Origin of the sequence: Vibrio genomosp. F10 str. ZF-129, assembly GCF_000287055.2 — a bacterium.
GTDB lineage: Bacteria > Pseudomonadota > Gammaproteobacteria > Enterobacterales > Vibrionaceae > Vibrio.
Genome location: NZ_AJYQ02000128.1, coordinates 1 through 14689 on the forward strand (window position 1 = coordinate 1; position 14689 = coordinate 14689).

Sequence of the window (14689 nt, forward strand, 5' to 3'; positions counted from 1 at the left end):
GGTTGTTACTGCCGATCAGACGATCCAGCAAGTCGCCCATGAAATGCGTATTGTTCATCGCACATCATGCGCCGTCATTTATGAGAACGATAACATTGTTGGCTTAATTACTGATCGAGACATGACAAAACGCGTTATTGCTCACCGAGTGGATGTAGATCGACCAATATCTGACGTGATGACACATTCCCCATTGACCATCAAGCCTGATGACCTAGTCCTTCATGCGGCTTCCGTTATGATGCAGTTCAACATTCGAAACTTACCTGTAGTAAAAGACAATAAGGTGATTGGCTTATTAACCACTTCCCACCTGGTTCAGAATCACCGTGTACAAGCAATTTTCTTGATTGAAAAAATAAAATATGCAACGGAACCAAGTGCGCTCGCGAGTTTCACTGCCGAAAGACAAGCCATATTTGAAGCGTTGGTCGAAGGGAAAGTAGCCCCTGAAACCGTGGGTAAAGTCATGACCATGATCATGGATGCTTACACGAGAAGGTTCATTCAATTCGCGATTGACCAGTTAGGGCCGCCACCGTGTGACTTTTCGTGGATTGTGGCTGGGTCGCATGCGCGAAACGAAGTTCACATGCTGTCAGATCAAGACAGCGCCATTGTTCTTGATGATTCTGCAACCGACAATGACCGGGTTTATTTCCAACATTTTGCGCAGATGGTGACAAATGGCCTCGCGAGCTGTGATTACCCATTGTGTCCAGGTAAATACATGGCCGCGACACCAAAATGGTGCCAGCCGTTAAACGTGTGGAAGCACTATTATAAAAAATGGGTGTCTAACCCAGAATACGAGCGTTTGCTTAATATCAGCGTTTTCCTAGAAATTCGCACGATTTATGGGAACAAAGAGTTTGAAACGGTATTGCGTGATGAACTTCATTCGAACATCAAGAATAATCGAGAGTTCTTGGGTACGCTGGTGAAAGATGCCATAAGTACTAATCCGCCTCTGGGTATTTTCAATAGCCTCGTGTTGGAAAAGTCGGGGGAAAATAAGAAAACACTGAATGTAAAAAAATACGCCATTAACCTTATCATCGATCTAGCGCGAATTTACGGCTTAGCGGTAGAAAGCGATGTGTCGGCAACCGAAGAACGTTTTGCCGCCGCCCACGAGAAAGGGCTGCTCAGTGAAGATGCCCTTAAAAATATCCTAGGTGCGTATCAGTTCATTTTATCCTTCCGGTTCAATCACCAGCTTGACGCTTTAAAAAATGGTCAAATACCGGATAACAACATCAACCCGAATAGCTTTGGCAGTTTTGAGCGAAAGCATTTGAAAGATGCATTTAGAATCATCGCAGATCTGCAAGATGCTGCTAAAGTGCGCTTTGGGAATCGCTAATGAAAGCACGATTACACTTTTCACCATTACACTACTTTCACCCACTAGAGCGATTAAAACGAAAACGTAAGCACTGTTTGGCGACGATGAAGCTGCCTTTGCTTCTTGAACAACTGCTTAAAGAGCCCTTACCAACGTTTGAGGATCTGGCTAAAGATGGCGAATACATTGTACTGGATATTGAAACCACAGGTTTAAACAGTGAGAAGGATATTATTCTATCGATGGGTTGGGTAGAAATATCAGGAGGTCGAGTTGATCTCGCATCCGCGCATCATATCTACATTAACGATGATTCTCAGATCAACCCTGAAACTGCGGTCATTAACCACATTACCCCACAAATGTTAGCGGCTGGCGTGTCGATTCATGATGCGATGATGACATTTTTTGAAGCGGCGCAAGGGAAATACATTGTGGCTCATGGCTGTATCGTTGAAGAGAACTTCATGAAACAGTACCTCATTAACCATTACCACTTTCACGATCTTCCTCTCATTTGGCTCGATACCTTGCGCTTAGAGAAAAGCATGGAGAAAGCGATCAATCAGCATGAAAATATTGATTTAACATTGGGGAGTACACGAACGCGATATGGATTGCCAGAGTACAATAGCCATAATGCATTGGCTGATGCAGTCTCTACCGCTGAATTGTTTCTGGCTCAGCATAAGCGGTTAGTCAGTCGTAAAGACGTAACTATTGCCTCGCTATATCGATTTAGCCAATAAGGAACGCTATTGTTGTTCATAGGTATTTAGTGACAACCCTCTATCGGTTTCTTTTAAGTTGTTGCATGATTAAATCATACTAATTGTCAACGGGTTGCAGTATGTCGATAAGTGATAAAGTGAAGGATTTTAAAATTAACGGTTGTTTTTGAACCATCAATTTAACGATCAGTGGTCACCTAACTAATGATGTTGAACTGAATCATTTCCCCTTGGATGGCATAGTTACATTTCATTTAGAGGCTTTGGGTATAGACAAAGAAATATCAATCTCTACATGTGTTGTAGAGCCTTCCCCCTACTTATAAGCCTAGTTTATTGCGTCTGCTATTGGCGATTGCCACTCGTGTATAGGACGCTTTTAAAATCGTTGAACGATACGTTGATCAAAAAAATGTTACTTCTGGACGACTTTGCTAAATTTACGATTGATTAAATTCGAATAGCCGTATATGCTTCATATTAATTAATCATACAATAGTATATTTGGAGTTAGACATGACTAAACCTGTCATTGGTTTCATCGGCCTTGGTCTTATGGGCGGCAACATGGTTGAAAACCTACAAACACGCGGTTACCACGTAAACGTGATGGATCTTAATGCAGAAGCTGTTGCTCGTGTTATTGATCGTGGCAATGCGACCGCATTTACTTCGGCTAAAGAGTTAGCTGCAGCGAGTGATATCGTGCAGTTCTGTCTTACCACTTCAGCTGTTGTTGAAAAGATTGTTTACGGTGAAGATGGTGTTCTTGCAGGCATTAAAGAAGGTGCCGTGCTTGTTGACTTCGGTACCTCTATCCCGGCTTCCACTCAAAAAATCGGTGCAGTACTGGCTGAAAAAGGCGCAGGCATGATCGATGCTCCTTTAGGACGTACTCCTGCACACGCTAAAGATGGTTTGTTGAACATTATGGCTGCTGGTGATATTGAAACATTCAATAAAGTTAAGCCAGTTCTAGAAGAGCAAGGCGAAAACGTATTCCACCTAGGCGCACTAGGTGCAGGTCACACGACTAAGTTAATCAATAACTTCATCGGCATGACCACGGTTACGGCTATGTCTCAAGCGTTTGCGGTTGCTAAAGCTGCAGGTGTTGACGGTCAGCAATTATTCGACATCATGTCTGCTGGTCCATCTAACTCACCATTCATGCAGTTCACGAAATTCTACGCAGTAGATGGCGAAGAGAAATTAGGTTTCTCTGTTGCCAATGCAAACAAAGACCTGGGTTACTTCCTACAAATGGTTTCTGACTTAGGCACTGAATCGCCGATCGCTGAAGGTACTTCTAAAGCACTACAGGCAGGTGTTGATGCGGGTCTTGGTCAAAATGACGTACCGGTAATCTTTGACTACTTCACTAAACTAGAGAAGTAATACCGTTCAAGTTGGTATGATAAAGCCTTACCGCTAAGTGTTACGTTACAAGTAACGGCTTAGCGGAGAGGCTTTTTTTATGCCTGTAACGAAACCAAGCCGGGTGTATTGCTTGTGATCACTTAATACTGAACAATCATGCTCGTTAAACTTAAGTCCTATCTGAACCCATCAAGTCATTAATTCATCCAGCAGCATAAACAAATCAGCACACAAACAAGTCAGCAAGTAAAAATGTCAGACGGTTATTGATGTGCCGGTTGCAAACTTTCCCTCTGCTGTCCGTCTCTTTTTGTGTTGTGCCTATCGTTAGTTGAGTCGATTAGTCGATCATCTGGTCAAGCATGTTGAGCGATATTAAAGATTACCGAGGAGATCAATACAAAGTTGCCAGACAAAAAAAGGACCAAACGATTCAACGTTCAGTCCTGTTTGTTTATTTCAATGTCCGTTCTACTTTAAGCTCGTAAGCTAGAGTGAACGACATTAAAGGAATTAGAAGCTATAAGTCACACCGATACGGCTACGTAATTCAAAGTCATTGTTGTAACCGGAAAAAGAGTCATCTTTCGTGTAAGAAGCGTAACCGAACTCAGCGTAAGGTGCCCATTGGCCCATGATGTAACGGACTGTAGAATTGTATTCGGTATTCGTCTCTTTATCTTTATACAGAATATAGTCGTCCGCTTTGTAGTAGTTAGCCTCCAAACCAAAGCGCCAGTTATCAACACTGTAGTTTATATTACCAGTTAAGCGGTGACGACGTTCGTTATCAGAGGTGTTGTTTTGGCGAATATCATAACGATAACGTGCACTTAAGCTTAGGCCTTCAATGCTCTCTAGTGAATATGTAGCACGAAGCTGTGGCTTATAGGTCATGCCTGAGCTACGACCTTCAATTGGCATACCGTATGTCAGTGTCCAGTTATCGTTTAGTTTTTGACGGTAGTTTAAACCTAGTTCCCAGCCATTATTTTGTAGATCTTTTAAGAACTCTCCGTCTTTACCTTTGAACTTAGCTTCTATGTCAACTAAGAAATTTCCAATGTTATCGGCCAGCTTTACACGTGTCGCATGTTGCTCAGAGCTGTTTTTGTATTCGTGACGAACATCGAAGGACGCCGCAGATGCAGCGCCTGCCGCCATTACTGAGGCAATTGCGATAACAAGGGTTTTCATTTGAGTCATGGTATTGATTCCATCTTTATATTTAACACTGCTCGGAACAGGAGACAGTACGCAGGAAAAAGACATTAAATTAATGTCTTAATGTATTACAAATGATACAGGGCATCTGAATAGATATCTGTGAATTTGATCGGATTGTTGAGAAAAAGTCACTTTAACAAATTCAAACAAACTCGAATGATATTGCGAAGCTTCCGAATTCAGTTTCTCATGTTCGTATTATTGTCCATGTTTAAGTAACTAAAGGTCAATTAGCCATTATAAATGGGCGACGGAGCAGAGTGTTAGTGAATAACACCTTAATTAATCCCCCGTATTTATCGATAGGCAATCTGCATTTTTAACTTGGTTAGTGGTTTTTTCTTATGAAAATACAACTTTGAACTTGATCACTTGTATGATTATTAAAATGGATTCGTTAGGGATCAATATCACGAACTTGAGTTATTGTACTACAAATATTTATGGGCCTTATTATAGTTAGCATAACGAAATGACACACTAAGGTTACAAAATGGAACTCAATACCCTCATTGTTGGCATCTATTTCCTATTTCTTATTGCGATAGGTTGGATGTTTAGAACATTTACCAGTACAACCAGTGATTACTTCCGAGGGGGAGGTAGCATGCTTTGGTGGATGGTCGGTGCCACCGCCTTTATGACGCAGTTTAGTGCGTGGACATTCACCGGTGCTGCAGGTAAAGCATTTACCGATGGCTTTGCAGTTGCCATCATTTTCATTGCCAATGCGTTTGGCTATTTAATGAATTATCTTTACTTTGCGCCGAAGTTCCGTCAGTTGCGTGTTGTCACTGTAATTGAAGCAATTCGTATGCGTTTTGGTAAGGTAAACGAACAAGTATTTACTTGGTCAGGTATGCCAAACAGCGTTATCTCAGCAGGTATTTGGTTAAACGGTCTTGCCATTATCGCATCGGGTATCTTCGGTTTCGATATGACAACCACGATTATTCTTACAGGTCTGGTTGTACTCGTCATGTCTGTAACAGGCGGTTCATGGGCGGTTATTGCGTCAGATTTCATGCAGATGGTTATCATCATGGCGGTAACGGTAACGTGTGCAATCGTTGCTGTTTATCACGGCGGCGGAGTGGGTAACATCGTTTCTAACTTCCCAACAGACTCGTTCATCACCGGTGATAACCTTAACTACCTAAGCATCTTTAGTATTTGGGCGGTATTCATCTTCTTAAAGCAGTTCTCTATTACGAACAACATGTTGAACTCGTATCGATACCTCGCGGCGAAAGATTCAAACAATGCACGTAAAGCGGCACTTTTGGCGTGTATTCTAATGACGTTAGGCCCAATCATTTGGTTTATGCCAAGCTGGTTTATAGCTGGACAAGGTGTTGACTTGGCAGCGCAATACCCAGAAGCTGGCAGTAAAGCCGCTGATTTTGCTTACCTATATTTTGTTCAAGAATATATGCCTGTTGGCATGGTTGGCTTGTTAATCGCTGCGATGTTTGCTGCGACTATGTCTTCAATGGATTCAGGTCTAAACCGTAACTCTGGTATTTTTGTTAAAAACTTTTACGAACCGATCTTACGCCCAGCCGCATCAGAAAAAGAGCTAGTCGTCGTTTCAAAACTAACGTCCACCTTCTTTGGTCTTGCCATTATCCTTGTAGCTCTGTTTATCAATTCGCTTAAAGGTCTTAGCCTGTTTGATACCATGATGTATGTCGGTGCGTTAATTGGTTTCCCAATGACGATTCCAGCATTCTGTGGTTTCTTTATTCGTAAAACACCAGACTGGGCAGGTTGGGGTACGCTAGTTGTGGGTGGCTTCGTTTCTTACTTTGTTGGCTTTGTTGTTACGGCTGACATGATTGAAGGCTGGTTTGGTCTTAATGAACTAACAGGTCGTGAGTGGTCTGATCTTAAAGTAGCGATTGGTCTCATCGGTCATGTTGTCTTTACTGCTGGCTTCTTTGTTCTGTCTACATTGTTCTACAAGCCTCTTCCTGAGCATCGTGAAAAAGACGTAGACAAGTTCTTTAATAATCTAGCGACGCCACTTGTTGCTGAAAGCACGGAACAGAAGAAGCTTGATAACAAACAGCGTCGTATGCTTGGTTCACTTATCGCGGTTGCGGGTGTTGGTGTCATGGTGATGTTTGTGCTACCTAACCCATTGTGGGGGCGTATGGTCTTCGTATTGTGTGGCCTGATTGTACTATCGGTTGGATTGCTTTTGGTGAAAGCGGTTGACGACAAAGTAGAGCAACCAGTAGAGGCACAGAGGGCAGAAAATAACTAATTAATACAATTTAATCGCAACATTTTAATACTAGCGGCCAACATGTTTGGCCGCTTTTTTATTACCTAAGAAAGCAAATAATCTGATATTTGGTTATTTACACCCCTTATAAGAACTCGCCCCAGCATATAAAACTGACTTTACTTAATACAAACACCGAGATGTCCACATAAATATTAGACATAAACTTAGTTAAACGCAGTGTTTAGAAATATTAAGTTAAGAGTAAAGTTTCATGTAAAGTCGATTTTATGGTTTTTTAATTGTTAATTAAACATTTCTCTGGTGTTTCATCTTGGTAATTCTATAAAAATAAAGAATTAAATATCGTTATAAAATAGAATGCACTGCATGTACATTCATACCTGTCGATTGTAACGTTGTTTTAACTCAGAAATCTGAGTTATCCACTTTAACGTAACATAAAGGTAATAAATATGAAATATAACCACAAGCTAGCAATGTTTCTTACGTGTTTAACTATATTTACATTTCGTGCTAATGCGACGATGGTGCCTGAATTTGAGTTTCATGAAGGGACCCAAGCAACGCAAAGCACAGTTTGTAATTTAGTTGTTCTTCCTGGTGATGTTGTAACGATCAATTTTAAAAAAGATGATTACGATTGTGATAATGACGAAGCCAAATCTTTAACTCTCAGAGATGTTCCGGAAGGAACCGTTATAAAGATTTATGATGATCCTAAGCTTTCAAGTGATGATGACTATCTCGTTATTACAGTAAATGAAGATATTTTCGATAGCTATATTATTGGGAATTTTGAACAATCCTACATCGATGAGACGGTCAATGTCTATTATTCCGAAGATAATGGACTAAACGGTAAAGTGTCTTCTGTCCGCATAGTGGTTCCAGAAGCAAACTAGTCCCTATCGATTAATTGCTTTATCAGTGCCTAAAACTGATTCAGTTATAGGCACCATAACCATAAGGTTCCTCTATGAAATCTCTAATTTTATTAGCTATATTATTACCTTCTTTGGCGTTTTCTTCAGAGTATCCAGTGAAAGAAATTGCCATCAGTCTATCTGGTTCCGACCAGGGCCAAATATTTTCCAATGGAAAAAATCAGATAGAAATATTTGTAAACGTTGAACTTGAAGAAGGAGAAGAAGTTGATTGGATTAAATTAATCCGTGAACAAGATGAAACTGATATTCAGGATCTAGGCTGGCTATACCGATCACCGTTGGGAGAAACAGACGAGTATTATATCAGTCAGGGAAAGTATGCTCGGCCTAATGAATTTTTAAAAACGACGCAAGGGAATCCATTTGGACCAAGCTATATGAATCAATCATATCGTATTCGTTCAAATTCTAATATTCCTTCTACTTACGAATATAATCAGAATTTATATTTATCTACTGATATTATTCATACAGCTGATATATGTGCTGAAGTTACGCTGAAAAGCGGATACATCGAGACAAGTTGTAAATACAGTGAGCCTTCTATTACGGTGAATGCAATTGCACCTAATATTATTCCTAGGAACCAGTTTTCATCCACCAACATTATAGACGAAGACGATATAGAAGAAAAAAACGATCTACGGCATTTTACCCACGTAAAAGCACTAGTGGGCCCTGCTCGTTTAGAAGGTGCTATCCATTCAGTCTATATCGATAACTCGCCAGAAGATAGTCAACTGTTAATATATAATGGTACTCAAGTGACATTCGCTGGAGCGGATACGTCGGTATATTGGAGTGATAACAAGACATATCATTTATCTATGCCTGGATTGAAATATTTTAATTACTTAACTTTGGGGCGATTACTCGAAATTGATCTTAATTCGGTTACTACCGAAATCAATTCGTTAGCCAGTGGTTCAACTCATATTCTTAATGTTTTATCTATTCCCTATAACAAACAAGGGTCAACTTACGACACAATATGGGTTGAAAATGGAGGTGTGTACAAATCTTCATATAATGGGTGTTATTTTCCTCCAGAACGGGGTTATATAAGTTCCAATTCAGAGACTTGTTCAAAAGATATATCTGAAGCACTATTGGAAGAAATTAAAAATCGTAATCCAGAATTAGTTATTGTCGACAGGTGGGGTACGGAACACCGTATACTCATTGGAAGTATAATTTAGACTTGGTATTTAGGTGTGAAATATTAATTATCCGCCCACAATCTATTAAAATTTTAGTATTTAATTTCACATTTAATGAATGTGGGATAATAGATTTTTTTATAAAATATAGCCGTTAAAATTTTTATTTATTATGTAATTAAATTTATTATAAGATAAGTTATTCATGAGGGATTATCGATGAGTGATATAGTCAGTAATGCATTTAATTTTTCAGAATTTATTAATTCTGGCGTAGATCCTCGCACAGGAAGTTACTCTATTAGCTTCACTCTAGGGGAATTACTTTCAAATCAACTTTCGGGGCCAAATTTTCAACTAACCATCAGTCATAATTGTCTTAATCACAATGACGAAGGGTTTGGCTTAGGCTGGTCATTAAGTATGTCTGGCTATGATAAGATAAATCGAAGGCTTACTTTAGGATCTGGAAGAAGCTTTGAAATTATACTTGGTAATAATTCCAATGAATTTTTTATGCCACATCGTAAAACAAAAGATGTTAGAGCATACCTAGTAGATAATGACGCCACGATAAAAGTGGTCTATAAAAGTGGAGAAATAGAGTATATTGACTATGATTCTGGTAATTTAATTAAAAAAGTTTCAAACTTAGGGCATGAAATATGTTTCTCTTACCAGTATTTTAATGGGCGCAGTGCTTTGCATAAAGTAATTGATTGCAATGAGCACTCTATTTCAATTGATCATTGGAGCCATAGGTATTACTCAATTATAAGTAGTAAAAATGCAAGTAGTGGATATTCTAGATCTTACTTACTGAGTAAGATATCACATGGCAATGGTGTATTACTCAATAGTATGTCTATGGTTAATAATAGTGATCTAGATACTAAGGTTGAGTATCAATATATTGATGAGTTAGATAATTATATTATTAGAAGAGTTGAACACCACTCAGGGCTTATTGAGGCGATAGACTACGACTATGAAGGGCATCTTCTTCCTGAAGGAAATGAAGACATAAGTTCTGTTCCTTCCGTTAAGAGGCACTTTCTTTATCCTGGATTAAATCAACCTTATATATTGAGTCAATATGAGTACTCTCTTAATAACTATCTTGGTCGAGGAAGTAATTTAAGATGGGAAAATGGCGTTGACTTGCTTTTCAAAACTGAATCAGATTATAAGTACTCTAGTAAGGAAACCGTTAATGGCTCCCTGTTAATTGAAAGAACATATAATAAATACCATTTTATTGAGTCGGAAATTTATACTAGAGATAGCGAACTTTATAAAGAAGTCGACCTCGAGTATTTCGCCGACCTTAACAAAAGTATCGAGGATCAACCCGATAACTATTCCTATATAAAAAAAGAGACGACCACGTATTACCTTAACGAAGAGCAACGTACTGAGACATTGGAATATAATTTTGACGATTACGGGAACTGTATTTTTGAGCGTGACAAAGATGGGACCGAGACCGTACTAGACTATTACTCTGCTGATGGGGAAAATAGTGACTGTCCACCACACCCTTATGGTTTTATCTGTTACTTAAAAAAAACAGAAACTCAACCGCTTAACACTCACTACGGTGAACAGAGCATTTGGAAACGGTATCGATATGCCTTGATTACATGCCTGAATGATACCGACTGTATAGTTGAAACTGATGTACGTACCTCTTATGGGGAAACAACTGCAAGTACGTACTTTCAAGATCCGTCTGTTCCTGGTTCATGTGGGCTCGTGTCAAACATAATGGTGTCACTGAATGGAAACTCTTGTGGATCAATAACTTTTGAGTATAAATTTATAAATAATGAACGGATATCTTACGTTACTATGGAAGGGTTCGACGGAACAACAGCTACACGGATGGAAACACAAGACATTTATTCCGGAAACCTAATCAGTAAGGTTGATCATGAAGGTCTAGTCACACGTTATACCTACAATGAAAGTGGGCAATACACGGTAATAGAGGTCGCTCCAGAAACAGACCGCTACGCCAATAAAAAGTTTGATTACGATTATACGCAAGGTAGCAATAGTCTCTTGATCACCGGTTCCCAAGGGCACCACCAAAAATTCATTTACGACGGTATGGGGCGAGAGGTTTATCATTTATCCGAGGATGAATCAGGCATTTTCCGTATAATTGGCGAAACTCATTATGATGCAGAAAGTCGCGTCTTATATTCAATTGAGCGTGATTGGTATGACAGCGATCCAATAGAATATACCACGCGATATTATTACAATATATTTGGGGAACTGGATCACACGGTAATGCCTAATGGAAATGTATTACTCAGTAAATTCGATCCTGTAAAACTGACGACAAAAACGGGAATTGAAGGTCTGTCTTACGATATTATTCAATATGATATCAACGGTAAACCGGTTAATGAATCGAGGTTTACCTCTGACGGCCAATTCGATTCGAGTAGCCAACGATTCTACGATAGTCACGGCCAAACCGTCAAAGCAACCGATCCTTTAGGGCATTCTTCCTATTATTCTTACGATTATTTAGGGCGAAGCTTGACTGTAACGGATCCCACCAATACGGTTAAGTCACTAGAATACGCGCCTAACTCGGCCGATCCACTCATTACTAAAATACGTGTAGCGGGTAGAGTGGTCGGAGAGCGAACTTATGATGGGCTACAAAGGATTGTTGCGGAAACTCAGGGAGAAGTAATAACGTCTTATTCGTATCGTGATAACCAAACAAGCCCTAGCAAGCAATCCTCCTCACAACAGCCTACATGGTCATTTGATTATGATCCATTGCTGAAAAAAAATACCAGTGCATCCACAAACTTGAGTCATCTAAAATTTGAGTATGACTCTGTGACAGGTAAACTCATTTCAAGTGAGAATGAAAATAGTAGAAACATCTACGAATATGACCACCAAGGGAGACTTACAAAAGAAGTCAGAACAGTGAATGGTGTGTATTATGAATCAATATATAAGTATTCTATTCTAGGTGTTTTACTGTCGTATACCGATTACCTGGGTAATATCGAGAGCTACACTTATGATTGTAAAAAAAACCTTATTGAAATAGAAAAACATAGTCAAAATATAATTTATGTAACTAGGTTTGAATACGATCAATATAATAGATTGATCACTCAGTCTTGTTATGACTCAGATGAAATAATAAATAATCGAGTGGATCACCATATCTATTGGGATTGTTTTACTAGAGAAATAAATAGAATAATAACAAAATCAGGAAATATCCTATTTTCCTTAAAAACAGAATTTGATCTAGCGGATAGAATAATCTCGAAAGAAAAATCAAAAGAAGGCGTGATTTTACAGAAAGAAGAATTTGGCTACGACGAAAAAAGTCGCCTCTTACGCTATAGTGTTTCCGGGCCAGAACGTCCTAATAACATCAATGAGTTTGAAATCGAGAGTCAAACTTTCACCTATGACAGCCTTGAAAATATCAGTACTGTTGTCTCTATTTTTAATGATGACAGTGAAGATATAGAAACCTACCACTACGATAATTTGGCCGATCCTACGCAATTAAGTAGAATAGAACACAGTCACCCAGAGATTAATACAGTCAGTGTTGAATATGATGATCGAGGAAACATCATAGTAGATGAACAGAATCGCTCTTATATTTATGACGACGATGATCATCTAGTATCAGTGAAAGATGAATTAGATGAAATTATATCAGACTATTCTTATAATGCAGAAGGGCAACTAATCAGTAAAAAAGGTGATGGGAGTGTAATCTCATATCTATATCGAGGAGATCAACTTATTAATGAAATCAGTCAAGAAGGAAGCACTAGTTACCTTCGATATTTAAATAAACCCATACTCCGTTTATACAATGAAAAGAATTCTATGCTTCATCAATTTTTAGCACTCGATAAAAATGGTAGCGTACTTTCAGAAATTAGTTTCGGGGAAAATGAAGACAAAAACTATATTTACATGCCATTTGGCTATAAAACTATCAATTAGTTTTTATATAGAGGGTAATAACATGATGGAAGATAACCTAAATACTCTTTTCCGACAAATTCTCACGCCTAAAATAGCGGATAAGAATAGAGTCAGGACGTCGAATAATGACCATGGTCTGGTCGATCGGCATGGCCAACCACTTAAAAAGTATAAGCAACAGAAGGATGCGATCATCACTCGCTCTGAACAGGATAAATGGATTGTTACCGACATCAAGAATTTGGACAGCCGACCTTCAGAAATATCACGAAGAGATTTCTTGCACAATAGCCTTCTTTTAATGTGTGGTTCTCTTCTTCCTATGCCCGGTAGTAGCGCTCTAGCGAGCCCCCAAACGATGTTATTCGAATCAAAAATTTTGCAAAGGAATATGCTGGGTTTTCATGGGGAACGCATGGATCCATCTACGGGGTTGTATCCAATGGGCCAAGGGTATCGCTGGTACAATCCGGTGTTACGGCGATTTTGCCAATATGATCGTAATGCTTCGCCGTTCGGAGTTGGTGGGGGGAATGGCTATGCTTTTGCGATGAATAATCCCATCGGAATCACTGATCCATCGGGGCACGGCGTTATCGCCGCTATCATAGCGTTCATTTCTTCAGTAATAGCGTCGGTGGGTTCAGCGATTTCTGCGACAGCAGGTGCGGTAACAGGCGCAGTGTCTTACGTAGGCAGTGTTGCCGGTGCGTATGCTGCGTCTGCCAGTTACTTAGCAGGTGCGACAGGTGCCACTGCAGCCAGTGTGGGTTCGTTTACAACCATTGCGACTAAGGCAATCATCTATACTGGGCTAGCCTCAGGCTTAGCCGAGGGTTTTAGGGCGAGTGCTGGCGCAATTGCACTGGCTTCAGGTGCAAGTGATGAAACCGCTCAACTGGCTGAAGATATTACTTACAATATTTTTGCCGCGGCATTTTTTTTCACCGTTGCTCTGCTTCCAATTAAATCGACCGCAACAACCGCTGTTAAGGTTGCTGGGCAGCTTGGTCGTGCTGCGGGGTCTTTAGGAGTGGCTTCACAAATTGTATCGGCAACTGGTGGTGCGATCGGTTCATCCAACAGTTTAACGGCATCTAAGCTAACCCAAGCTGCTCTTTGGCTAGGGGCTATCGCGGATACCCTGGTTCTGGCGAGTTCTCCACTAGCCAGTTTAAAAGTAGCGAAATCAGGAGGGAAATATAATCTTGAATCGATGAAAACGAGCTACACGTATAGGGTTAAGCCCAAATCAAATGGCAATAAAAAGCAAAGTTTATCTAATACCGTCGAGCGGTATAGTACGATAGGCGTTAATGCCTTGGAAAGCGCAGCAACTAACTTAGCCGTAGCCGGTTACTACGGCCAAGATTCAACAATGAATAAGGCGTCGATGACGATGACCGTATTTAATCATGGCACCATGGCTAGCCTGAATCGTAAGCAATTGGCGAATAAAACAACAAAGCGAGAGTTTTTAAAAGAAGGGCTGAGAACGGTACGTATAGGTTATAAGGGCAGCTGGGCTCTTAACGCTCACCTTCCTTTACATGAAGAAGCATTTTATGGGAGAGATGAATAAAAAGACAATTGCATTATATTATCTAATAAATAAAAAAATAATAATAGATGGTTTTAATATGTTTAAA

Annotated in this window: 9 protein-coding genes; 8 read left to right on the top strand and 1 reads right to left on the bottom strand. The window is 39.7% G+C overall.

Features of this window, described 5'->3' with window-relative positions; genetic code table 11:
• The 3 genes from A1QO_RS17430 to A1QO_RS17440 form a co-directional block, all read left to right on the top strand.
• A partial coding sequence (locus A1QO_RS17430) for a DUF294 nucleotidyltransferase-like domain-containing protein (RefSeq protein WP_017040984.1) occupies positions 1-1366 on the top strand: 1366 nt, incomplete at its 5' end.
• Positions 1366-2097: a 3'-5' exonuclease gene (locus tag A1QO_RS17435; RefSeq protein ID WP_017036042.1), complete on the top strand. Its 732-nt coding sequence runs from the start codon at positions 1366-1368 to the stop codon at positions 2095-2097. The genes A1QO_RS17430 and A1QO_RS17435, both read left to right, overlap by 1 nt.
• Positions 2098-2595: 498 nt before the next feature.
• Entirely contained in the window at positions 2596-3477 is an 882-nt protein-coding gene (locus tag A1QO_RS17440) for an NAD(P)-dependent oxidoreductase (protein ID WP_017040354.1), read from the top strand.
• Positions 3478-3972: 495 nt separating this feature from the next.
• Here A1QO_RS17440 and A1QO_RS17445 read toward each other — a convergent pair whose 3' ends face one another.
• The gene (locus A1QO_RS17445; RefSeq protein ID WP_017036040.1) at positions 3973-4665 is read right to left on the bottom strand and encodes an oligogalacturonate-specific porin KdgM family protein; all 693 of its coding nucleotides are present in this window, start codon (positions 4663-4665) and stop codon (positions 3973-3975) included.
• 514 nt (positions 4666-5179) lie between these two features.
• Here A1QO_RS17445 and A1QO_RS17450 point away from each other — a divergent pair.
• The 5 genes from A1QO_RS17450 to A1QO_RS17470 all read left to right on the top strand — a co-directional run bounded on the left by A1QO_RS17450 (position 5180) and on the right by A1QO_RS17470 (position 14622).
• The gene (locus A1QO_RS17450) at positions 5180-6955 is read left to right on the top strand and encodes a sodium:solute symporter family transporter (RefSeq protein ID WP_017036039.1); all 1776 of its coding nucleotides are present in this window, start codon (positions 5180-5182) and stop codon (positions 6953-6955) included.
• A gap of 437 nt (positions 6956-7392) precedes the next feature.
• On the top strand, positions 7393-7842 hold the full coding sequence (locus A1QO_RS17455; RefSeq protein ID WP_017040355.1) for a hypothetical protein: 450 nt from the start codon (positions 7393-7395) through the stop codon (positions 7840-7842).
• A gap of 74 nt (positions 7843-7916) precedes the next feature.
• Positions 7917-9086: a hypothetical protein gene (locus tag A1QO_RS17460; protein ID WP_017040356.1), complete on the top strand. Its 1170-nt coding sequence runs from the start codon at positions 7917-7919 to the stop codon at positions 9084-9086.
• Positions 9087-9266: 180 nt separating this feature from the next.
• Positions 9267-13058 carry an RHS repeat protein gene (locus tag A1QO_RS17465; protein WP_017040985.1) on the top strand — a complete coding sequence of 1264 codons (3792 nt, stop codon included), beginning with the start codon at positions 9267-9269 and terminating at the stop codon, positions 13056-13058.
• 22 nt (positions 13059-13080) lie between these two features.
• Positions 13081-14622 (top strand): RHS repeat-associated core domain-containing protein, encoded by a 1542-nt coding sequence (locus A1QO_RS17470; RefSeq protein ID WP_017040358.1) that lies wholly within the window; start codon positions 13081-13083, stop codon positions 14620-14622.
• Positions 14623-14689: the final 67 nt, after the last annotated feature.

What these genes read in the sequence shown, in the direction of transcription:
- A1QO_RS17435 (WP_017036042.1), top strand. Translation starts at nt 1,366, where the DNA reads ATGAAAGCACGATTACACTTTTCACCATTACACTACTTTCACCCACTA.
- A1QO_RS17440 (WP_017040354.1), top strand. Translation starts at nt 2,596, where the DNA reads ATGACTAAACCTGTCATTGGTTTCATCGGCCTTGGTCTTATGGGCGGC.
- A1QO_RS17445 (WP_017036040.1), bottom strand. Translation starts at nt 4,665, where the DNA reads ATGACTCAAATGAAAACCCTTGTTATCGCAATTGCCTCAGTAATGGCG.
- A1QO_RS17450 (WP_017036039.1), top strand. Translation starts at nt 5,180, where the DNA reads ATGGAACTCAATACCCTCATTGTTGGCATCTATTTCCTATTTCTTATT.
- A1QO_RS17455 (WP_017040355.1), top strand. Translation starts at nt 7,393, where the DNA reads ATGAAATATAACCACAAGCTAGCAATGTTTCTTACGTGTTTAACTATA.
- A1QO_RS17460 (WP_017040356.1), top strand. Translation starts at nt 7,917, where the DNA reads ATGAAATCTCTAATTTTATTAGCTATATTATTACCTTCTTTGGCGTTT.
- A1QO_RS17465 (WP_017040985.1), top strand. Translation starts at nt 9,267, where the DNA reads ATGAGTGATATAGTCAGTAATGCATTTAATTTTTCAGAATTTATTAAT.
- A1QO_RS17470 (WP_017040358.1), top strand. Translation starts at nt 13,081, where the DNA reads ATGATGGAAGATAACCTAAATACTCTTTTCCGACAAATTCTCACGCCT.